Below are 20,925 nucleotides of genomic sequence, written 5' to 3' on the forward strand. Positions count from 1 at the left end.
ATGAGCCAATCAAATGTAACGGCCGCTCCTGAAGTTGTACCTTCTACGTGGCAACGTTTTAAAAATTCGGACTTCTTGTACTACTTTAAGCGCGATAAAGTTGCCATGACCAGTTTTACTGTGTTCATGCTGTTCTTAATCATGGCACTTGCGGCCCCCGTTTTATCACCGACTGACCCATACGATTTATCATCGATTGATATTATGGACTCAGAGCTTCCTCCTTCATGGATGGAAGAGGGTGATGCGAGGTTCTTGCTTGGTACCGATGAGCAAGGCCGGGATATCTTATCGACCATTCTTTATGGCTCTCGATTATCTCTGACCATAGGCTTTCTTGCGGTTGGGCTTCAGTTGGTGCTGGGTATCATTATTGGTCTTTCTGCGGGTTACTTCGGTGGCCGTATTGATAGCTTTTTGATGCGCTTTGCTGACGTTCAGTTGTCGTTCTCTACTATGATGGTGGCGATCATCGTCTCGGCTATCTTCAAAGCCAGTTTTGGCAGCGATTTTTACAGCCAATATGCGGTAGTCATGCTGGTGGTGATCATCGGTGTGGCAGAGTGGCCGCAATATGCGCGAACTATTCGTGCTTCGGTGCTGGCAGAAAAGCAAAAAGAATACGTTGAAGCGGCACGAGTGATGGGCTTTAAAGCACCGCGTATCATGTTCCGCCATATTCTGCCGAACTGCCTGTCACCAATCTTGGTTATTTCTACGGTACAGGTCGCGAACGCAATCATGTCGGAAGCGGCACTGTCATTTCTCGGTTTAGGTTTGCCAGTCGATCAGCCATCGCTGGGCGCACTCATCAGTATTGGCTTTAACTATATCTTCTCTGGTGCCTGGTGGATAACGGCTTTCCCGGGGGTCGTCTTGGTGACGCTGGTACTGGTTATCAACCTGTTGGGTGACTGGTTGCGTGATGTATTTAACCCGAAAATCTACAAGGGCTAATCCTCTATAGGTGCTAACCCGCCACTAAATAGGCCTATGTAGGTTGCCTATTTGATAGATTTCTTTTTAAACTAAGAGTCGGATGAAATTCCGGCTCTTTTTTTGCTTATTCCCTTTTATTCATGTTTTATTGACGTTTTGTCGCGATAATTTCATCACCTACTGTTCAGAGTGAAGCGTATGGAAATGAAGAAGGCACACAAGCTCTCGCGTCTCACCCAATTAGGCTTGAGCCTAGGGTTGTTGGTGGCGGGCGCACAATTTGCCAGCCCAGTCTTGGCGGAAGACTTCCTTTGCCAAGCCTCTCAGGCGAGTAATAAAGAGTTACCAGTACTTGAACGCGCTTGCCCAATTGGGAGAGGAGTGTGGGGAAAGAAAGTGCCGCAAGGTGGCAATCAATTCTTCTGGATCCAATGTGGTCTGTTGCCAAAGCCGATGTCTTTAGCCAAAGCCAAACCTATCTACAGCAAGATCACCACTGATGTCTGGGTGAAACCGGAACAAAAGGGTTATCGTTGTCTTATTGGTCCTTATACTGAATTTGCCAAGGCTTCACAGGACTTACAGCGAGTCAAAACGCTATCAACCTACAAAGATGCCTTTATTCGTGCAGTTGGCAAAGGCAGCACTGCCCCAGTGAAACAGACGAAGCCGAAACCGCCAGTGGCGACACCAAAACCAGTCGCACCTGCGGTATCAGCTTCTCGTCCTGATACCAGTGCGTTTAAGAGCAAAGGTAAGACATCGCCGAAGCAGGCTCCTCAAATGCCTGCAAGAGCTAGCAAAGAGTCAAAGCCCGCTCAGCCGATGAGGAGTAACGATAATGTACAGGTACGTTTGAAAACAATCCTACAAGGTAAAACCTTTGTCGTGCCGTACTTAGCTGACAATGACAATCAGTTCTACATGGAGTTTGGTAAGCCCTGGAACCGCCTAAACTACGCGAGTTCTAAGCAAGTATGCCGACAGCTCAGTATGGATGTGGTGAGTGTTTCTGAGTTCAAACTGCTGCGCGCATCCGGAGTGATGGAGAAAAACAATTGGCCATTACAGTTGCCGTATTGGGGTAAAGGTAAGAAGGGGTTATTTACTGACCGAGCGTCGAATCAGCTCACGGGCTCGTCATTACTGAATGTGATTTGCGTGAAGTAAGTTAAGGTCACATGCCTTATTTTGATGGGGTTTTGTGTTGCTATTGCTCTGCGGTTTATTGATCATCGTCTTCACCTATTTATTTCTGATCATTCGTTTCTAAAAAGGACACGGCATGCCACACCAACTTGATGCGCTGGATCTTAATTTAATGCGCTTACTCAAAGCCGTGGTGGACAACCGCAGCATCAAGTTAGCGGCGATGCAGCTTGGTATTTCTCAACCCAGTGCCAGCCGCGGGGTGATGAAATTGAAAGGCGTGTTTGATGACCCGCTGTTTGTGCGTAAAGCCCATGGGGTTGAGCCTTCCCCGATGGCCATTCGCTTGGCAGCTGAGTTCGATAATATGCTGTCGCCGATAGAAAAAGTGGTGCAGGAGTTTACGGAATTTGATCCGCTTGAATACCAAGGTCAAATTGCGATTGTGACTGACCCTTATCTCATGGACGAACAGGGGCAGCGCTTGTTGCGCGGCTGTCATAAAGCCTTTCCTCAAGCCTCATTTGCCTTCTCAAGCTGGAATACCTACTCCCAAGCTGAGATGTTAGAAGGCGAACACGATTACTGTATTCTCGACCAAGAGACTGAACTGTCCAAAGACATTTATATACGCCCTCTGTTTGTCGAAAAGCGCGTGATTCTGGCGCGTAAAGACCATCCAAGCTTGTCACAAGCCAGTAATGATTGGGATACCGTGTCGAAACTGCCGCTGGTCTCTTTACCTGCGCCCGCATCTTATAACCCGCTGTGTACGGTGGAATCGGAATATCGACGCATGGGTTACGAGCCTGTTGTGTTGCTCAAGTCCTACAACTTACGAGTGGCTTGCCAAATGCTGCTTGAGACCGATGCCATTATGTACGCAAGCCAAAGCACCGCGCACTTGATGCACGAACTCGCCTCGTACCCAATGCCACTGGTCAACCGTGAGTTCAGCCAATTTGTTGTTTCGGGAGGTTATTTACAAACGTATCGCAATCACCCATTACATCGCCATTTGCATCAAGTCGTCCAGCAAACCCTCAATACACCATTAACGTGATCAGTTAGACAAAGTGTTCTTCTAGATATTCAAAAATGAATATCTCAATTACCTATCTGGATCGTGGAAGAGAGGCTAACCTGACCCAAATATTCAGGAGAAGCGGCTCTTTTTATCGTTTAAATTTTTGGAATGTCTGATTGTTAAGGGGCATTCACCATTCTCCATTATGCAGTTTTTTAATTTCTTGGGAGGATGAATCATGCTCATTGCACGTCTATTTCTGTTGCTCGCCATCATCGCCGAAGTTGCTGGTACCAGTACTATGTCGTTTATTGGTGAAAGTAATACGTGGGAAGGCTATCTGGTGATGTACGCTCTGATCGCTATTTCTTATTATTTCTTGTCGAAAGCGACAAAGAGGATCTCCATTGGTGTGGCGTATGCAATATGGGAAGGTTTGGGCATCGTCTTAATTACGCTGGTTTCTATCGTTTTATTTGATGCTAACTTGAACATTCAACAGCTGTGTGGTTTGGCACTGGCGGTGATTGGTATCGTGTGCGTGACGCTCGGCGAAACCCACGAACAACCTCCACAAAAAAATGAGCAACACTGCTCATCGCATGAGAGGTGTGAATCATGAGTCAATTTTACACGCTTTCCTTTGGATTTGTTGTTATCGCGGCGTTGGTCGACATTATGGCAAACATGGCGCTCACTCGCTCAAAAGGCTTTAAGCACAAAGGATGGGGCATGGCTGCGATTGTGTTGGTGATGCTGGCGTTTACCTTGCTTGCTCAAGCCGTAAAAGAGATTGACCTTGCGATCGCTTATGCCTCTTGGGGGGCGATTGGTATCTTGGGTACTGCGATTGGTGGTGCGGTATTGTTCAAACAAAAACTTAAGCCAATTGGCTGGTTTGGTCTCTTTATTGTGATTGCGGCCGTTGTGGTGATGAAGACGGCTTAATATACTTTGCTCAACCTTTGATATCGTCATTCTGAGTAGCAAGATTACGCTTCATTTTTTAGAGGTGGTCCATGACAACACTTGAACAACGATTAAGAGCAATCAAAATCGTCCCAGTTATCGCAATCAACGATGTAGCACACGCTCTGCCACTGGCAAAAGTGTTGGTAGAAAACGGTTTACCGTGTGCGGAAGTGACATTTCGCACTGACGAGGCGGCTGAGTCGATCCGCATTATGCGTGACGCGTACCCAGAACTGCTGATTGGTGCTGGTACCGTACTGACAACGAAGCAAGTGGACATTGCGATTGACGCTGGTGCGGACTTTATCGTGAGCCCAGGTTTTAACCCAACCACAGTGAAACACTGTCAGCAACGTAACGTGACAATCGTACCGGGCGTGAACAACCCAAGCTTGGTTGAACAAGCGATGGAAATGGGTCTACGCATCCTGAAGTTCTTCCCTGCTGAGCCATCTGGCGGCGTAAACATGATTAAAGCGCTAACCGCGGTTTATCCGGTGGCGTTCATGCCGACTGGTGGTATTAGCCCATCTAACGTGGAAGATTACCTAGCGCTGAAATCGGTTGTCGCTTGTGGCGGTACTTGGATGGTGCCAACCGTAATGATGGACAACGGCGATTGGGAAGGGATTGCAGAATTGGTTCGTGCCGTTAAGGAAAATACGCAAACGGCTTCGAATTAACCCCGAAAATCGGACAACGTGAATAGAAAAAGGGTCATCAAGTAATTGATGACCCTTTTTGTTTATCTGCTCTAATCAACAAAGCGATTCACGCGTGATTAACGCATGGTCACAAACTCTTCTGAGCCCGTTGGGTGAATAGCCACAACAGAGTCGAAGTCTGCTTTGGTGGCGCCCATCTTCATTGCTACGCCGAAGCCTTGAATCATTTCATCAACCGTGAAGCCGATGCCGTGCAGACCAACAACCGTTTCTTCTTCGCCAGCACACACTAGTTTCATCTTACATGGTTGACGGTGCTTAGTGACGGCTGTGTACATCGCAGTAAAGCCAGACGTGTAGACTTTGATGTTGTCTTTGCCGTACTTCTCTTCTGCTTCTTGAGTCGTTAGACCGATAGTACCGATTGGTGGGTGGCTAAATACCACGGTAGGAACCAAATCGTAGTCCATTTTCGCGTTTGGTTTGTTGTTGAACAGACGCTCAGAAAGTTGACGACCCGCTTTTACTGCTACTGGTGTGAGCTCGATACCGCCTTCCATGATGTCACCGACACAGTAGATGCCTTTCACGTTCGTTTCTTGGTATTCGTCTACCTTGATGTAGCCACGATCGTTGGTTGCAACGCCCGTTGATGCTAGGTTGATAGCGTCAGTTGCTGGGTGACGACCGATTGCCCAGATTAGGGTATCGACGTTTTTGCTTTCACCGTTTTCTAGGTGCAGAGTTAGGCTGCCGTCTGCTTCTTTTACCACTTCTTTTGGCACTGAGTGGGTGTGCAACGTTGGGCCTTCGGCGTCCATCACTTCGACTAGCGTTTCGATGATCATTGGATCGAAGCTACGCAGCGGTGATTCTTTACGAACGAATAGGTGTGTTTCTGTGCCAAGTGCATGCAGTACGCCAGCGATTTCTACCGCGATGTAACCTGCACCTATCACTGCAACGCGTTTTGGTTGCTCAGCAAGATCGAAGAAGCCGTTTGAATCGATGCCGTATTCTGCGCCTGGGATGTTTGGAATTGTTGGACGACCACCCACTGCGATCAGGATGTGATCTGCTGTGTAGTGTTCACCGTTTACTTCTACCGTTTTCTCGTCAACGAACTTAGCAAAGCCTTTGATCACATTTACTTTGTTGTTACCAAGAACACGGTCGTAAGATTGGTGGATACGACCGATGTAAGCCTGACGACTCTCAACCAGTTTGCTCCAGTCGAACCCTTTTACATCTACATCGAAGCCGTAGTCTTCTGCGTATAGGTTCATTGCTTCTGCAACTTGCGCGCCGTGCCACATGACTTTCTTAGGCACACAACCAACGTTTACACAGGTACCGCCAAGGTCTTGAGCTTCGATAAGCGCTACTTTAGCACCGTACATTGCCGCACGGTTTGCTGATGCGATACCGCCGCTGCCGCCGCCGATACAGATATAATCAAAATGAGTCGCCATTACTTTCTCCAAGAGCTTATTAATTTTGTCTAACAACTACATTGGGGTGGTGGGTGATGAACTCAACATCCCAACATGAATTGTTACCTGCTCAAGTTTGCCGAAGCTAATTGAGCATGATCCGTTGTCCCTATCATAAATCGAGTCTCGCTATTTCCTAAATGGGAAAAAGTAAGATTGCTTATGACAAATAGCGATGAAAGCATAGCAAAGTGGAATAAGGTGCTATTTCGCCGAGTGTTTTTACGCTTAGGTTTTGAAATTAAGTTGTTTATTCTGGAACAATCCAGTCGACTTTCCAGTGACCTGTTGCTGGTGCGATGGCCTCTTGCAGAAATGGCAGAATTTCTTTCATCTGACTCTCCAGTTTCCACGGTGGGTTAATCACGATCATGCCCGATGCGGTCATGCCACGCTCGTTGGTGTCTGGCGTTACGCCCAATTCGATTTGCAGGATTTTACGAATACCAAGCCCTTCTAACCCCTCAAGCATGTCTTCGATATCACAGCGGTTTACCACTGGGTACCAAATTGCGTAGATACCCGTTGCCCAGCGCTTGTGGCTTTGGAAAATCGCTTGCACGACGTCGCGGTATTCTTTCGCTAGCTCGTATGGTGGGTCAATCAGCACCAAGCCACGACGTTCTTGCGGAGGCAGGCTGCCTTTGAGACGTTGAAAACCATCTTCCTTGTAGATACTTACTTGGCGATCGCGGTGGAACTCTTGCTCTAGTAGCGGGTGATCAGATGGGTGCAGCTCCGTCAGAACCATGCGGTCTTGTGGGCGGATTTGCGCACGTGCAACACGCGGTGAGCCTGGGTAATAGCGCAGCTTCTCACCGTTGTTTAATGTTTTGATTGAATCGATGTAGCTTGCGATGTCTGCAGGCATATTTGGCTTGTCCCAAATGCGCGCGATGCCTTGTTTGTATTCGCCCGTCTTCTCAGACCATTCGTGAGTCAGATCGTAGCGTCCCACACCCGAGTGGGTATCGTGATAAACAAATGGCTTATCTTTCTGCTTTAGTGCATCAAGAATGAGGCTTTGAACGATGTGTTTCACCACGTCAGCGTGGTTGCCAGCGTGGAAGCTGTGACGGTAACTTAACAAAATAAACTCTCGAAACACTCTTTAACCGAGTGTGGTCTGTGATTTTGGCGATATCACGGTATTATACTCAAGTCGCTTGAAGATGTAGAACTTCGATTTAAATCGCTATCCCTGTTTGGGGACGCTATTGAAATTTCTTTAAGTCACCCATACTTAGTATGAGTAAACAAATTAAACCTAGGCGGGATGAGGCAGCCTCAATAGAGCGCGAATCCTAGCTTAGGCATAACAAGACTCAAGGACAGAGTAAGCGCGCTTTGCGCCATTTGGCCATTGTTGCATCGAGAAAGGGAACGGAAATCCCCCCATCCATGTTGTTGGCTTACCTGTGCATTGAGTTCGCCTGTTGTTTTGCAAATACCAATAGGTGCTTTGCAAATGCGAATAGGCAGATACAGAGCCAAAACACAAAAGGAATTATTCATGTCTAATCCACTTCTTACGTTTACGGATCTTCCTCCGTTTTCACAAATCAAACCAGAACACATTAAACCTGCGGTGGAGCAGGCGATTGCAGACTGTCGTGCCAAGATTGACGAGGTACTGAAAGACAACGCAAACCTGAGCTGGGACAGTGTTATCGCACCAATTGAAGAAGCAGATGATCGCTTGAGCCGCATTTGGTCGCCAGTGGGGCACATGAACTCAGTCATGAACAGTGAATCACTGCGTGAAGCGTACGAAAGCTGCTTAGCCATCTTGTCTGAGTACGGCACTTGGGTTGGTCAGCACAAAGGTCTGTACGAGGCGTACAAAGCGATCAAAGCAAGTGAAGAATTTGCAACACTGACGCGTGCACAACAAAAGACCGTTTCGGACTCACTGCGTGACTTCGAGCTTTCAGGCATAGGTCTGCCATCAGACGAGCAACATCGCTACGGTGAAATCAGCAAGCGCATGTCTGAGCTAAGCTCGACATTCTCCAACAATGTGCTGGATGCAACCATGGGTTGGACTAAGCATGTGGCAGACGAAAAAGAACTTGCTGGCATGCCAGAGTCGGCCCTTGCAGCAGCAAAAGCGGCCGCAGAAGCGAAAGAGCTCGATGGTTATTTAATTACGCTTGATATCCCATCTTACTTACCAGTAATGACATACTGTGATAACCAAGATCTACGTAAAGAAGTGTACGAAGCATACGTAACACGCGCCTCTGACCGAGGTCCAAACGCAGGTCAATGGGATAACTCAGAAATCATCACTGAGCAGCTAAAACTGCGTCATGAAATCTCTCGTCTGTTGGGGTTCAACACCTACAGCGAAAAGTCTCTGGCTACCAAAATGGCAGAGAACCCAGCGCAAGTACTCGGTTTTTTGAATGATTTGGCAACCAAAGCGAAACCACAAGGTGAGCGCGAAATCGAAGAGCTACGTCAGTTTGCTATCGCCGAGTTTGGTGTCAGCGAGCTCAACGTATGGGACATCGCGTACTACAGCGAGAAGCAAAAGCAGCACTTGTTCCAAATCTCAGATGAAGAGCTGCGTCCTTATTTCCCTGAATCCAAAGCGGTCAGCGGCCTGTTTGAAGTACTCAATCGTGTGTTCGGTATGACAGTGACCGAGCGCGAAGGTGTGGATACGTGGCACGAATCAGTACGCTTCTTCGACATCTTTGACAGCGAGGGCACACTACGAGGCAGTTTCTATCTTGATCTGTACGCACGTGAGCACAAGCGTGGCGGTGCGTGGATGGATGATTGCCGTGGCCGTCGTATGACGCTATCGGGCGAGTTACAAACACCGGTTGCTTACCTCACGTGCAACTTCAACCGTCCTGTGGGCGACAAGCCAGCACTGTTTACTCACGATGAAGTCGTGACGTTATTCCATGAGTTTGGTCATGGTATCCATCACATGTTGACGCAAGTAGAAACAGGCGCGGTATCGGGTATCAACGGCGTGCCTTGGGATGCGGTTGAGCTACCAAGTCAGTTTCTAGAAAACTGGTGTTGGGAAGAAGATGCGCTAGCGTTCATCTCTGGTCATTACGAAACTGGTGAACCGTTACCAAAAGCAATGCTAGACAAAATGCTCGCAGCGAAGAATTTCCAGTCAGCGATGGGTATCCTTCGTCAGCTCGAATTCGGTTTGTTCGACTTCACTCTTCACACAGAATACGATCCAGAAGTTGGTCCCCGTGTGCTTGAAACCTTGGCTGAAGTAAAAGGAAAAGTTGCAGTTGTGCCAGCAGTGGAGTGGGCGCGTTTCTCACACAGTTTTGGTCACATCTTTGCTGGTGGTTACAGCGCAGGCTATTACAGTTACCTTTGGGCGGAAGTATTGTCTTCCGATGCATTCTCTCGTTTTGAAGAAGAGGGCATCTTTAACAAAGAAACCGGCCTAAGTTTCTTGAACAACATTCTAGAGATGGGTGGCAGTGAAGAACCAATGGCGCTATTTAAGCGCTTCCGTGGTCGTGAGCCAGAGATCGATGCGCTACTGCGCCATTCTGGTATCGCCGCATAATCTCGATTGATAATGAAAATGGGCAGCCAAGTGGCTGCCCATTTTTTATTCTGAGATTGGTTTTTATTCGTTGATTCATAGCGTTATGGGTTTACACTACGATTGATTGGATTTTGCAAAGAGATCAGTGTCTCGGTGGATTGCACTTCGTCGATCGCTTGAAGCTTATCAATCAAGACAAATTGCAGCTCTTCAATCGACTTGCACATTAATTTGACAAATATGTTATACGCGCCTGTGGTGTAGTAGGCTTCCACTACTTCATCCAGGGCATTGAGCTTTTCTAGTGCTGAATGATAGTCGCGAGCGGCATTGAGGTTGATGCCAATAAAACAACACACGTCATATCCTAGCTTTTTGGTGTTGACGATGACCTCTGTACCTTCGATGATGTCTGCGGCTTTCATTTTCTCGATACGAACGTGGATGGTTGCAGGGCTAACATGAAATTGTTTTGCCATTTCTGCGTAAGGTTTACGTGCGTCCGCCATCAAGGTTTTGAGAATAGCGCGATCGAGATCGTCGAGTTTTGGCAGGCTCGCATTCATACAATTATTTCCGTTGGGTATGAGGTTTGACTTTCATTTTATACTCACAGCGGACAGGATTCACAAGGTTTACGCAGGGATAATCGCGAGGTAGTTCTGAATCATGGAGTTGATGTGCCACTTTTTCTGTTTTTTATAGCGCTTATTTTCAGTACGTTTGCAACGGCGCAAGAGCAAAAAGTCCTTGTTGTTCACTCTTATCATCAAGGCTTTTTCTGGACTGATTCTATTCAGCGCGGGTTCGCTCAGCAACTTAAAGGGCGCCCGCTTGATATTCGTGTTTTGTATCTTGACTCTAAGCGCAGTCAGAGTCAGCAATTTTTCAGTCAACTTGAATCTCTTTATCGCACCAAACTGAGTGAAGAGCATTTCGATGCAATCGTCGTCAGCGATAACAATGCACTTGCGTTAATGAAGCGTTTGTCAGACGCTCTACAAGATACCCCTGTTATTTTCAGCGGTATCAACCATTATGACCCCTCTATGCTTGAGGGGCTCAGAGCCACTGGTGTGATTGAAGATGCAGACTTGTTCGCTAATCTTGCGCTTATCGAGCGATTACATCCTAAGCATAAGCAGGTTCTTGTTGTCAGTGACTATTCGGTGACGGGAACGGCACTTCGCGGCCAGATCGAAAGCTTTCTCAATCAAAACCCCACATATCGCGACAAAGTTCACCACTTTGTGCCAGATAGCCTTGAAACGCTGAAGCAAAAAGTGTCAGAAATGAGCATTGATGATGTGGTGCTGTTTTGGACTTACTATCGAGATATCCACGGCAACGTTGCGACCGATCAAGACTGGCGTGATATCAACCAAGCTTCCAATGCGCCTGTATTTATGGTGCACGACGTTGAACTTGGGCATGGTGCGGTCGGTGGTGTTATTCAAAGTGGCTACCGGCAAGGCGCCGAAGCAGCGAAGTTGCTGGAGAAAGTGTTGGAAGACCCGATGCAAGCCTTACCTGCGGTGGTGAGTACAGAGTCGGACATTAAACTTGATTACCAATCAGTTGTTCGCTGGGGCTTAGGGGCAGAGCAAGAAGCGTCATCGGTGTTCTACAATAAACCAGCAGAGTTTGCAGAGCGTTACGCACGGGAAATCAGTCTTTTTGGTAGCATTTTAGTCGTAATGGCTTGCACTATTTTGCTGCTCAGTTACTACCTGCAGCGCATTCGTCGCAGCGAAAGCATCGCCCGTGAGAGCCAGGCGATGTTAGAGTCGGTGTTTGATCAGAGTATGCAGTACATGGGGATTCTCGATCAGCATGGCTTGCTCAAATCAGGTAATGATCGTCTGCAATCTCTATTTAATCGTCAGAATATGAGTGTCGTCCGCCCACTTTGGCATCATAAACACTGGAGCGAGGAAGCACGGCAGTTACTCGCCAACTATTTCCACTCCAGCCATCGCCAAGTCGCTACCTTTGAGGCCGAAATCTGGAGTAAGGAACACGGCGCCATGGTATTGGAGGTGTCCCTTAAACCCTTTTCTCAACAAGTGGCGAACCAAGATCAGTATCTGTTTGAGGCGCGCGATATCACCAGCCGTAAAGCAATGGAAGATAAACTTTACCAACGTGAAGCGAGCCTACGTAATTACTACGAGCAGCAACCCGTGATGATGGTAACACTCGATAATAATAACCGTGTACAAGAGGTGAACCGCTTTGCGCAGCAGCTTTTGGGTTATCAGCCACTGGATATGTTGGGGCAGCATTTATCTTCATTCTATTGTGATGAAAAAGCACTCTATCCTCGCCAAGTCTTGTTGCAGCCGCAGCAAGTGATGCACGGTGTTTGGCGCCGTGAAATTGAATATCGCCATGCTGATGGACAGAGTGTGTGGGTGCGTGAAAATATTCGCCCTTTAAGAGATTCTGACCAACTGTTGATCGTTGGCGAAGACATTACCGAGACTAAGAAGCTCGCCAAGCAGCTTGAATATCAAGCGTGCTATGATTTACTGACCGACACCTACAACCGAAACTATTTCGAGTTAGAACTCCAAACGGCACTGCGAGAAGTGGAAAGCCATCGACGTGTGCACGCGATGCTGTACCTCGATCTTGACCAGCTCAAAGTGCTGAACGATACCGTTGGGCATGATGCGGGTGATGCGGCGATCCAATTTTGTGCCAGCATGTTAGAGGAGGTACTGCCAGACAATTCTGTGCTGGCACGCATGGGCGGTGATGAATTTGCGGTGTTGTTGAAAGACTGCGATGAGCACTGCGCACTTAATGTTGCCAAGCAGATCATTACTACCTTAGGTGAGCAAATTTTCCGCTGGGAAGATACACAGCTTTTCATGAGTTGCTCGGTGGGCATCCGTATTATTGACCACACGGCAGAAACGCCACAAATGGTGCATGCTCAAGCGGACTCAGCCTGCCATGCCGCGAAAGAGCAGGGGCGTAACCGTTTTAACTTATTCAGCTTGGATAACGAAGAGTTGCAGCACCGCCAATTAGAGATGCAAAGCGTCAATCTGGTGCATGAAGCGCTATCGAGTAAACGTCTTGAATTGTTTGCCCAGCGTATTTTGAATTTGAGTGGCGGTGGCTCGCCATTGTGTTTTGAGATTTTGGTGCGTATTCGTGATGCTCAAGGTCACTATTTGTCACCGGGTGTCTTTATGCCAGCCAGTGAGCGCTACAACATCGCTCACTGGATTGATAAACAAGTGATTACCCAGACCCTTGAGTGGTTTGAAGCACGTCCTGAAGTGGTGAGAAAGCTCGGTCGCTGCGCGATTAACTTGTCTGGTCAGTCGATGGGGAATCAAGAGTTTATTGATTTCCTTCTAGCGCGTTTGCAGTTGTCTGTGATTCCTTGTGAGAAGATCTGTTTAGAAATCACTGAAACGGCGGCGATGAGCAATATAGATCAAGCGCTCGATTTCTTTACTCGAGTCCGTGCTCTCGGTTGTTTGGTTGCATTGGATGATTTTGGTTCAGGTTTGTCTTCTTTCGGCTATTTGAAACGACTTCCAGTTGATATCGTAAAAATCGATGGTCTTTTCGTGCGAGATATCAACGTCAACGAGATGGATCGCGTGATGGTGCGTTCAATCAACGATTTAGCCAAGCAAATGGGCAAAATTACCGTGGCAGAATTTGTTGAGAATGACCAAGTTAGAGCCTGTTTGGTTGAGCTTGGTGTCGATTATGGGCAAGGTTATGGCATTGGGCATCCTAAGCCTCTCGCTGAGCTTGTCGACGAACTTCTACAATCTGAGACCACGTACCGGAAGTTGTCTAACTTCTCCTTAACCTAGCAATGAGTGGTGGGTTAGGTATACACTCAGCGCCAGTTAAGCCGATTTTTACTGGAGCCTCCTTTTGCAATTGCAATTGATTTGTGAAGACCTATCTCAACAGTCTCACCTTGATGAACTCGCTGCACGTTGGCAGCTCTCTCACACTGAAGACAGTGACTTTGCTTTAGTCCTAACGACAGAGCGACTTGAGCTGCGCAAAGTGGATGAACCCAAACTGGGTGCAATCTTTGTTGATTTGATTGGTGGTGCAGTTGGACATCGTCGCAAGTTTGGCGGGGGCAAGGGGCAGGCTATCGCGAAAGCGGCCGGTTTGAACAAAGGCGTAACTCCAACCGTACTGGATGGCACGGCAGGTTTGGGGCGTGATGCGTTTGTGTTGGCGTCGCTGGGCTGTCAGGTCCAAATGGTTGAGCGTCACCCAGTGGTCGCCGCACTGTTGGATGATGGCTTGGCCCGCGCAAAACACGATCCAGACATCGGAACTTGGGTATCAGAGCGTATGTCTTTGATTCATGCTTCTAGCCATGATGCGCTGGAGCATCTAGCGCAAGACAAAGATTTCGTCCAGCCCGATGTGGTTTACCTCGATCCTATGTACCCACACCCGGAAAACAAAAAGAAATCGGCATTAGTGAAGAAAGAGATGCGCGTCTTCCAATCTTTGGTTGGAGCGGATCTTGATGCTGATGGTTTATTGGCTCCTGCGATGACCTTGGCGAGTAAGCGTGTGGTGGTTAAGCGCCCTGATTATGCGAATTGGCTCGATGAGAAAAAGCCAAGCATGGCAATCGAAACCAAAAAAAACCGTTTTGATGTCTATGTGAAGGCGTCAATGGTGTGACCCGACTAAACGCCTGACGACACTACACTTCTTCCCACAGCGCTTGGTTTAGCGCTGTGTTTGTATCTGGCGTACGAGTCGCTTATTGATACTTTTCTCTTGATCATTCGGCACGCGGACTGTATATCTAACTAAGAATTATTATTATTCACTTTGTGTGATCTTGTAGAGTAAGACAGTCGAGAATTGGGAAGCTGGAGTAGTAGCATGGCGAAACGATTATGTAAGATGAGCCGCAAACAGATTGCTGAGAGTTTGGGCGATATTCACCGCTTAGTTGTCGAGCCTAAGTTTGTTTGTCGCTCTTGTGCCCGTTCTTCTGCCTCCAAAGACACCTTGTGTAAGCCTGCTGCGATTCCTCCTCAAAAATGCCAAGATAAGCCGCTCTCTGAGCAGCAAGCTTGTGGTTTATTGGCGGAAGCTTTACCAACTTCACCGCGCAATCGAGAGGCATCAATCATCATGGCTCCTGAACAAGGCGCAGAGAAAACTGCCATCGTGAAGCGTGTGGTGGAACGAGCGAAAGAGAAGAAGCTGGCCGCGAAAGTGGCGGCTGTGACCTCTGCTACCAAGTTTGAGGCACCTGTTATGTTTGATTTGTCAGACAAGAAAGCGTTGAAGAAGGCCAAAAAAGCGGTTAAGAAATACTACAAACAGCAAAAGAAATTACTCAAATTAGCCAAAAATCAGCAAAAATTACTAAAACAACAACGTAAGCTTGAAGCGCGTAATGCCAAAATTGAGATACTGCTACCAATGCCGCCTAATGCATCGACAAGTTCAAGCTCGCAAGCCAAAGTGCACTAATCTATTTTTATCTAATCAAAAAACGCTTTCCATTTGGAGAGCGTTTTTTTTCAGGAGCCTCATTTGGCTACTTGTTGGCGTATTTCTTTTCTACACGCTTCTTTACCCAAGTCTGGTTAATCCAAAGCGATAGCATGATGATCGCACCGCCAATAGCTAATCGCATCACATCGACGTCGCGGTTCCAAATCAATATATTCACAACCAAACCAGCAGGGATAAGAGCATTGTTCATGACGGCGAGAGCGCCAGCGTTGACCATGGTCGCGCCCTTGTTCCAAGCGAAGTAACCCAGGCCAGAGGCGATCAAACCAAGGTAAGTCAGAATGCCCCACTGCGTCGCTGTCGTTGGCAACTTGTCTAGGTTACCCATTAGAGCAAAAGCGACGGTTGCCACACACAATGCGCCCAAGTAGAAGTAACCAAACACGGTATGCTGCGGCAGGTCCATCGGTTCGGTTTCCATGATGTATTTATAGCCCACCTGACCGATGGCAAAACATAAGTTCGCCCCTTGTACCACCAAAAAGCCCATCAAGAAATGTTCATTGATGTCAGCAAACTTAATCCAGGCTGCACCTAATACCGCAATTGCCGCTGTGACGAAATACCAAGGCGAGAAACGACCTTTTAATAAGTCATAAATCAAGGTCACATAAATAGGGGTAAAGACGGTGAACAGTAGAACTTCTGGTACAGAGAGGAGTAAGAAAGACTGGTAATAGAAGCAATACATTAAACCGAGTTGGAAACCGCCAACGACCATCAATTTCGCGATCAGCAACTTGCTTACGCCACGAAACTTTAAAAAAGGAATAAAAACTAGGCTCGCCAGCGCCACGCGCATAAAAACAGAGAACCAAGAATCAACCTGACCAGCAAGATAAACGCCAATCAGGCTAAATGAGAATGCCCAAAGTAGGGTAACTGCGGATAGATAAGGCATGGATGAGAATCTTTATCAACAACAAAGGTGCCCGCAGTCTAACTAAGTTTTCCGGTCGAGCCAACGCAAATCAGTCTTTTAGCGGTACGACCAGCATATCGACGGGTGAGCAGTTAATCAGCTGACGTGTTGAAGAGAGAATTTTACTCCAGAAATCTTGGTGATGACCACAAACCACCAAATCAATGTTGTAGTTCTGAATGGTATCACATAGCTCGTTACTCAAATCACCGCTACCGACTAATGTATGTGTGATTGGGTACTCCGCGAAGTCTTCAAAATTTGCTAGTTGTGTACGAGACGCTTCCATCGCTTGGTGCTGTGCCTCTGCCATATTGATATCGATCAGCCCAGTATAAAGTTCGGCGTAATTCACATCGATATGGATGAAAGAGACTTTCGAATCCAGAGGTTTAGCCAGTGACACGGCCCTTTTAATCAATACTTTACTGTCGTCTGAGAGGTCGACGGCCACAAGTATGTGTCTATAACTCATGTTGCTATCTCCATGCTAAAGTCATAGTCTCAGATTAGCACTAAGTCAGAGAGAATTTTGCTGAAGTGATCTCATATCAATATCGTAGGTACAAAGTCTTAAATCAGTAAACATGGTACAATTAGGTTATACCCAAGTGACTTTGAACAGTCGCCCTCGCTAAATCCACCCATCTTGAGGTTATTTGGGTATAACGAATACACAGAAATAGGAGCTAACATGCTGTCTCAAACTATGGTTGAACAATTGAATGAGCAAATTAACCTAGAATTTTTCTCATCCAATCTATACTTACAGATGAGTGCTTGGTGTGAAGACAAAGGTTTCGAAGGTGCCGCTGAATTTTTACGCGCCCACGCCGTAGAAGAAATGGAGCACATGCAACGACTATTCACTTACGTGAGTGAAACAGGTTCAATGCCTATTTTAGGGGCAATTGAAGCACCAAAGCACAGTTTTGCGAGCCTGGGCGATGTTTTCCGTGAAACTTACGAACATGAGCAAATGATCACGGAAAAAATCAACAAACTGGCCCATGGTGCATTCACCAGTCAAGATTACTCAACGTTTAACTTTCTACAATGGTACGTGGCTGAACAACACGAAGAAGAAAAGTTGTTTAAAGGGATTTTAGATAAGATCGAGCTAGTCGGTGAGGACGGTAAAGCATTGTTCTTCATTGATAAAGATCTAGCACAAATGGCGAAAGAAGGTTCATCTTCAATCATGGATGCTCCGTCTGCATAGCGTATCTTGCGTTAAGTAGCGGGTAAGAGACGAAGCAAGTCGTCTTTTTCTTTTGAGCGTCATTGAAGATGTAGGGAGGAAAAGATGATCAGTGGAGACACAATCTTATTTGCGCTAATGGTAGTAACGGCAGTCAATATGGTCCGTTACTTCACCGCTCTTCGTTCTCTGATTTATATCATGCGTGAGGCACATCCTTTGCTTTATCAGCAAGTGGACGGCAATGGATTTTTTACCACCCATGGCAACGTCTCCAAACAGGTACGTTTGTACCATTACATTAAGAGCAAAGAGTATCATCATCATCACGATGAGATATTTACTGGCAAGTGTGAGAGGGTGCGCGAGTTATTCATTTTGTCGATCGCTCTTCTCGGTGTGACCCTACTTGCAGCCTTTATTCTATAACTTCGAAAATAATGTTTGGAATTTAAGCGCTTTTCCCGCCCGACATTTGTCGTTAGAATAGCGTCTGCAGAGAGCAAGGATGTGCAATACGCACATCCTTTTTTATTTTTGGATTTTGGATAAACCAATCTAGATAAGTTATTGAGCATTACCCATGAGTAAGAATTTTGATGTTGTTGTAATCGGCGCAGGTGCGGCAGGTTTGATGTGTGCTGCTGAAGCAGGTAAACGCGGCCGCCGTGTACTCGTGCTGGATCATGCGAAAAAACCAGGGCGTAAAATCCTTATCTCAGGTGGTGGGCGTTGCAATTTCACTAACTACGACGTCTCTGCAAGCAACTATTTATGCCAAAATCCGCATTTCGTGAAATCGGCATTGTCGCAGTACACCAACTGGGACTTTATCTCTATGGTCAGCAAGCATGGCATCGAGTTTGAAGAGCGCGATCATGGGCAGCTATTCTGTGTTGATGCGTTTACCGCCAAAGACATCGTTAAGATGCTGCTAGCAGAATGCGAAATGCCAAACATCCAACAGCGTTACCAATGTGACGTGCACTCGATCGAGAAGACTGACGATGGTTACCGCCTGCACGCTGGTACTGAAAACATCGAATGTGAATCTTTGGTGGTGGCAACGGGTGGCCTGTCGATGCCTAAATTGGGCGCAACGCCATTTGGCTACAAGGTTGCCGAGCAGTTTGAACTTCCGGTGATCACCACGACAGCTGGTTTGGTACCATTTACTCTGCATAAAGAAGACAAAGAAGATTTTGCTGAGCTATCGGGCATTGCGATCCCGGCAGAAATCACCGCGCAAGACGGCACTATTTTCAAAGAGGCATTACTGTTCACTCACCGTGGCTTATCGGGTCCATCAGTACTGCAGATTTCTTCGTTCTGGAAAGCGGGTCAGAAGGTGACGATAAACCTCGTGCCAAATGACGACATCGCAGCGCTGCTGGAGCGTAGCCGTGAGAAGCACCCAAATCAATCCCTAAAGAACACACTGGCCAAAGTGCTACCGAAGCGTTTGGTGGAAGTACTGATTGAACGTAAAGAGCTGGCAGATAAGCCACTTAAGCAGTTCAGCCAAAAAGAAATGGCAACCATCGTTGAGCGCCTAGAAAATTGGGCAGTTGCACCTAACGGGACTGAGGGTTATCGCACCGCAGAAGTTACCCTAGGTGGCGTAGATACCGATCACCTTTCTTCAAAAACGATGGAATGTAAAAACATCAAAGGCTTGTACTTCATTGGTGAAGTGATGGACGTCACTGGTTGGCTAGGTGGTTACAACTTCCAATGGTGTTGGTCGAGCGGTTTTGTGGCGGGTCAGTGGGTGTAATTGTGTCGAGCCACCTGAGTTTGTATATGGTTGCTTAAAAGTACTCGATCTCCGACGCTGTCATGTATGGTGCCAAGCCATAAATTCAGTCTAAGCAATTACCACGTTCAGTTTTATTATAGAAACGACATTGAGCTTTGTTGGGCACCATGACTGAAAATAAAGAGCAGAAATGACAGGGTTAATATCCAGAGATGGGTAAAGCGTTTTTTGACCCTAATTTGCCAGCTCTTTAACCTTGTCTTTATTTTGCTTATAGGCGGGCCTGTCTCCATCAAACGACACTAACCTCACTTCAAGCAAAGCGCCGAAATAATGTAAGGTTATAAGAGGCTCCTGCATCTCTGATTTTTGCTTACCTAAGCTCTCCAAAACTTCGGCCATAAAGTCTTTAACAGGTTGATCTGCTACAGCTAAATACTGCTCTAGGAGGTTGTTATTCATTTTTCTCGCTATTTCTATCACTTTCATCACTTATCGTCCTATAAAATAAAAAGACGAAATATAATGAAAATTATCAAAAATCAAATAGACACTAATAATTATCAATACTTGTATCGGCACTGTAATGAGTAAAGAAAGATTAGTTCTACGCTTTGAGTTTATCGATATATTGTTCGAAAACTCAGTATTTTTTTTGTTTATATACTAACAATATAGAATGTATATTCTTTGTTCCATTTGTTTGGTGATTTGAAATTTATATAACCAAGGATACCGCTGAAAAATTCGCAAGTCAAAATACTGCGTCTTTTAAGTTATATATTTCCACTTTACGTTCAAATGTCTCATTTTACATGTATATTTCTGATAGATTTATAAGTACCTGTACAATGCTATTCTTATGTTTTGGTGGCAGTTGACGAAGTGCTTCAACAATAAGTGAATCTCTAACGTGCTGAAATTTTCGAAGTTGATGAAATTGAGGAAATTGTTGCATCTCACTTGTGAATGAAACATGAGAGTCAAGTTGGAAGCCGAGCTTGATTCGAAAACCTATTGCTACCGAAAAGTCTCTAACTTTGTTAACGTCTTCAAACGTCAGATATTGATAGTCTGATAAGCCTAATACACGAGCCATCATTTCAATTGGAATATGATTCTCTAGCCGAAATCGTTTCACGGTAATGGCAGCAGAGCGATAATAATCGATAGCAAACTCATTAATATCCAAAGTGCTTGGCGGGAGTAACTCTTCATACGATGTTGGTAAATCAATCGTAGATAATAGCTGTGCATGATAGTCCTGAAATTGTTGACTTTTCTCCTCACTCATCAGGTTCATCACCATTTGCAGGTAAAGGTCAAATTGTTTGGTAGGTAGGCGACCAACACAATAGAGGGCTTTTATTGCATCCTGATCCATGCCTCGGTAATGCTCTCTCGCTTTCAATGCGAAGTAGAAGCTTGTCATTGGCACCATCATTATCCAAGACAAAGCAGCAACGACATGAATCGGGCGTATAGACTGGTAGCTCTGTTGCATATATCGTTTCAACGTTGCTCCTTTTAAACCACTTGTTCTTTGTTCCAAGTCTTTAAAAGTAAGGCCTTGAGCTCGACGAACAAAAGACAAAGATATGGCCATATCGGTATCAATCGAAGCAAGTTTTGAATCTAACATCTGGATACGTTCTTCAGGGACTTCTAGTATCTTTTTACTAATAACTTCTTTCATATGATCATCCACATTACTAATCG

Annotated in this window: 21 protein-coding genes; 13 read left to right on the plus strand and 8 right to left on the minus strand. The window is 46.3% G+C overall.

Annotation, left to right across the window (positions count from 1 at the left end; genetic code table 11):
• From AND4_RS09990 to AND4_RS10015, 6 genes are all read left to right on the plus strand, one after another.
• On the plus strand, positions 1 to 957 hold the full coding sequence (locus tag AND4_RS09990) for an ABC transporter permease (RefSeq protein WP_009842839.1): 957 nt from the start codon (positions 1 to 3) through the stop codon (positions 955 to 957).
• Positions 958 to 1,137: 180 nt separating this feature from the next.
• Positions 1,138 to 2,109, plus strand: coding sequence for an SPOR domain-containing protein (locus AND4_RS09995; RefSeq protein ID WP_009842840.1), 972 nt, complete (start codon positions 1,138 to 1,140; stop codon positions 2,107 to 2,109).
• Between the two features lie 115 nt (positions 2,110 to 2,224).
• Positions 2,225 to 3,151: a LysR family transcriptional regulator gene (locus AND4_RS10000; protein WP_009842841.1), complete on the plus strand. Its 927-nt coding sequence runs from the start codon at positions 2,225 to 2,227 to the stop codon at positions 3,149 to 3,151.
• Positions 3,152 to 3,353: 202 nt separating this feature from the next.
• Positions 3,354 to 3,737, plus strand: a complete 384-nt coding sequence (locus tag AND4_RS10005; protein ID WP_009842842.1) for an SMR family transporter — start codon at positions 3,354 to 3,356, stop codon at positions 3,735 to 3,737.
• A complete protein-coding gene (locus AND4_RS10010; RefSeq protein WP_009842843.1) occupies positions 3,734 to 4,063 on the plus strand; it encodes an SMR family transporter in 330 nt (109 codons plus the stop codon). The genes AND4_RS10005 and AND4_RS10010 overlap by 4 nt, the downstream gene beginning before the upstream one ends.
• A 71-nt stretch (positions 4,064 to 4,134) precedes the next feature.
• Positions 4,135 to 4,770, plus strand: a complete 636-nt coding sequence (locus AND4_RS10015) for a bifunctional 4-hydroxy-2-oxoglutarate aldolase/2-dehydro-3-deoxy-phosphogluconate aldolase (RefSeq protein WP_009842844.1) — start codon at positions 4,135 to 4,137, stop codon at positions 4,768 to 4,770.
• 98 nt (positions 4,771 to 4,868) lie between these two features.
• On the opposite strand, the gene gorA is transcribed toward AND4_RS10015, so the two are convergent.
• From gorA to AND4_RS19505, 3 genes are all read right to left on the minus strand, one after another.
• Positions 4,869 to 6,224, minus strand: coding sequence for a glutathione-disulfide reductase (gene gorA, locus AND4_RS10020; RefSeq protein WP_009842845.1), 1,356 nt, complete (start codon positions 6,222 to 6,224; stop codon positions 4,869 to 4,871).
• 271 nt (positions 6,225 to 6,495) lie between these two features.
• Positions 6,496 to 7,335, minus strand: coding sequence for a 23S rRNA (adenine(2030)-N(6))-methyltransferase RlmJ (locus AND4_RS10025; protein ID WP_009842846.1), 840 nt, complete (start codon positions 7,333 to 7,335; stop codon positions 6,496 to 6,498).
• A 197-nt stretch (positions 7,336 to 7,532) separates the two neighbouring features.
• Positions 7,533 to 7,760 carry a hypothetical protein gene (locus AND4_RS19505; RefSeq protein ID WP_083796280.1) on the minus strand — a complete coding sequence of 76 codons (228 nt, stop codon included), beginning with the start codon at positions 7,758 to 7,760 and terminating at the stop codon, positions 7,533 to 7,535.
• Between AND4_RS19505 and prlC the strand changes: the two genes are divergently transcribed.
• Positions 7,759 to 9,801 (plus strand): oligopeptidase A, encoded by a 2,043-nt coding sequence (gene prlC, locus AND4_RS10030; protein ID WP_009842847.1) that lies wholly within the window; start codon positions 7,759 to 7,761, stop codon positions 9,799 to 9,801. The genes AND4_RS19505 and prlC overlap by 2 nt on opposite strands.
• An 83-nt stretch (positions 9,802 to 9,884) precedes the next feature.
• On the opposite strand, the gene asnC is transcribed toward prlC, so the two are convergent.
• A complete protein-coding gene (gene asnC / locus AND4_RS10035; RefSeq protein ID WP_009842848.1) occupies positions 9,885 to 10,349 on the minus strand; it encodes a transcriptional regulator AsnC in 465 nt (154 codons plus the stop codon).
• 114 nt (positions 10,350 to 10,463) lie between these two features.
• Here asnC and AND4_RS10040 point away from each other — a divergent pair, with 114 nt between their 5' ends.
• The 3 genes from AND4_RS10040 (at position 10,464) to AND4_RS10050 (ending at position 15,279) form a co-directional block, all read left to right on the plus strand.
• Positions 10,464 to 13,628 carry an EAL domain-containing protein gene (locus AND4_RS10040; RefSeq protein ID WP_009842849.1) on the plus strand — a complete coding sequence of 1,055 codons (3,165 nt, stop codon included), beginning with the start codon at positions 10,464 to 10,466 and terminating at the stop codon, positions 13,626 to 13,628.
• Between the two features lie 64 nt (positions 13,629 to 13,692).
• Positions 13,693 to 14,472: a class I SAM-dependent methyltransferase gene (locus tag AND4_RS10045; RefSeq protein WP_009842850.1), complete on the plus strand. Its 780-nt coding sequence runs from the start codon at positions 13,693 to 13,695 to the stop codon at positions 14,470 to 14,472.
• Positions 14,473 to 14,679: 207 nt separating this feature from the next.
• A complete protein-coding gene (locus AND4_RS10050; protein ID WP_009842851.1) occupies positions 14,680 to 15,279 on the plus strand; it encodes a hypothetical protein in 600 nt (199 codons plus the stop codon).
• 67 nt (positions 15,280 to 15,346) lie between these two features.
• On the opposite strand, the gene AND4_RS10055 is transcribed toward AND4_RS10050, so the two are convergent.
• Positions 15,347 to 16,225, minus strand: a complete 879-nt coding sequence (locus AND4_RS10055; protein WP_009842852.1) for a carboxylate/amino acid/amine transporter — start codon at positions 16,223 to 16,225, stop codon at positions 15,347 to 15,349.
• Positions 16,226 to 16,295: 70 nt separating this feature from the next.
• Complete coding sequence (gene uspA, locus AND4_RS10060) at positions 16,296 to 16,721, minus strand: universal stress protein UspA (RefSeq protein WP_009842853.1); 426 nt, start codon at positions 16,719 to 16,721, stop codon at positions 16,296 to 16,298.
• 219 nt (positions 16,722 to 16,940) lie between these two features.
• Between uspA and ftnA the strand changes: the two genes are divergently transcribed.
• The 3 genes from ftnA (at position 16,941) to AND4_RS10075 (ending at position 19,224) form a co-directional block, all read left to right on the plus strand.
• Positions 16,941 to 17,468, plus strand: a complete 528-nt coding sequence (gene ftnA, locus AND4_RS10065) for a non-heme ferritin (RefSeq protein ID WP_009842854.1) — start codon at positions 16,941 to 16,943, stop codon at positions 17,466 to 17,468.
• An 84-nt stretch (positions 17,469 to 17,552) separates the two neighbouring features.
• Positions 17,553 to 17,876, plus strand: coding sequence for a universal stress protein UspB (uspB, locus tag AND4_RS10070; RefSeq protein ID WP_009842855.1), 324 nt, complete (start codon positions 17,553 to 17,555; stop codon positions 17,874 to 17,876).
• 154 nt (positions 17,877 to 18,030) lie between these two features.
• Positions 18,031 to 19,224, plus strand: a complete 1,194-nt coding sequence (locus tag AND4_RS10075; RefSeq protein WP_009842856.1) for an NAD(P)/FAD-dependent oxidoreductase — start codon at positions 18,031 to 18,033, stop codon at positions 19,222 to 19,224.
• 216 nt (positions 19,225 to 19,440) lie between these two features.
• Here AND4_RS10075 and AND4_RS10080 read toward each other — a convergent pair whose 3' ends face one another.
• Both AND4_RS10080 and AND4_RS10085 read right to left on the minus strand, forming a co-directional pair.
• Positions 19,441 to 19,695, minus strand: a complete 255-nt coding sequence (locus AND4_RS10080) for a hypothetical protein (RefSeq protein ID WP_009842857.1) — start codon at positions 19,693 to 19,695, stop codon at positions 19,441 to 19,443.
• Positions 19,696 to 20,017: 322 nt separating this feature from the next.
• Positions 20,018 to 20,902: a hypothetical protein gene (locus tag AND4_RS10085; RefSeq protein WP_009842858.1), complete on the minus strand. Its 885-nt coding sequence runs from the start codon at positions 20,900 to 20,902 to the stop codon at positions 20,018 to 20,020.
• Positions 20,903 to 20,925 lie beyond the last annotated feature (23 nt).

Origin of the sequence: Vibrio sp. AND4, from assembly GCF_000171815.1 — a bacterium.
In the GTDB taxonomy this organism is placed as follows: Bacteria; Pseudomonadota; Gammaproteobacteria; order Enterobacterales; family Vibrionaceae; genus Vibrio.

Excerpts from the sequence above, each read along its gene's own strand:
- AND4_RS09990 (WP_009842839.1), top strand. The coding sequence starts at position 1 with ATGAGCCAATCAAATGTAACGGCCGCTCCTGAAGTTGTACCTTCTACG.
- AND4_RS09995 (WP_009842840.1), top strand. The coding sequence starts at position 1,138 with ATGGAAATGAAGAAGGCACACAAGCTCTCGCGTCTCACCCAATTAGGC.
- AND4_RS10000 (WP_009842841.1), top strand. The coding sequence starts at position 2,225 with ATGCCACACCAACTTGATGCGCTGGATCTTAATTTAATGCGCTTACTC.
- AND4_RS10005 (WP_009842842.1), top strand. The coding sequence starts at position 3,354 with ATGCTCATTGCACGTCTATTTCTGTTGCTCGCCATCATCGCCGAAGTT.
- AND4_RS10010 (WP_009842843.1), top strand. The coding sequence starts at position 3,734 with ATGAGTCAATTTTACACGCTTTCCTTTGGATTTGTTGTTATCGCGGCG.
- AND4_RS10015 (WP_009842844.1), top strand. The coding sequence starts at position 4,135 with ATGACAACACTTGAACAACGATTAAGAGCAATCAAAATCGTCCCAGTT.
- gorA (WP_009842845.1), bottom strand. The coding sequence starts at position 6,224 with ATGGCGACTCATTTTGATTATATCTGTATCGGCGGCGGCAGCGGCGGT.
- prlC (WP_009842847.1), top strand. The coding sequence starts at position 7,759 with ATGTCTAATCCACTTCTTACGTTTACGGATCTTCCTCCGTTTTCACAA.
- AND4_RS19505 (WP_083796280.1), bottom strand. The coding sequence starts at position 7,760 with ATGAATAATTCCTTTTGTGTTTTGGCTCTGTATCTGCCTATTCGCATT.
- asnC (WP_009842848.1), bottom strand. The coding sequence starts at position 10,349 with ATGAATGCGAGCCTGCCAAAACTCGACGATCTCGATCGCGCTATTCTC.
- AND4_RS10050 (WP_009842851.1), top strand. The coding sequence starts at position 14,680 with ATGGCGAAACGATTATGTAAGATGAGCCGCAAACAGATTGCTGAGAGT.
- AND4_RS10055 (WP_009842852.1), bottom strand. The coding sequence starts at position 16,225 with ATGCCTTATCTATCCGCAGTTACCCTACTTTGGGCATTCTCATTTAGC.
- uspA (WP_009842853.1), bottom strand. The coding sequence starts at position 16,721 with ATGAGTTATAGACACATACTTGTGGCCGTCGACCTCTCAGACGACAGT.
- ftnA (WP_009842854.1), top strand. The coding sequence starts at position 16,941 with ATGCTGTCTCAAACTATGGTTGAACAATTGAATGAGCAAATTAACCTA.
- uspB (WP_009842855.1), top strand. The coding sequence starts at position 17,553 with ATGATCAGTGGAGACACAATCTTATTTGCGCTAATGGTAGTAACGGCA.
- AND4_RS10075 (WP_009842856.1), top strand. The coding sequence starts at position 18,031 with ATGAGTAAGAATTTTGATGTTGTTGTAATCGGCGCAGGTGCGGCAGGT.
- AND4_RS10080 (WP_009842857.1), bottom strand. The coding sequence starts at position 19,695 with ATGAAAGTGATAGAAATAGCGAGAAAAATGAATAACAACCTCCTAGAG.
- AND4_RS10085 (WP_009842858.1), bottom strand. The coding sequence starts at position 20,902 with ATGAAAGAAGTTATTAGTAAAAAGATACTAGAAGTCCCTGAAGAACGT.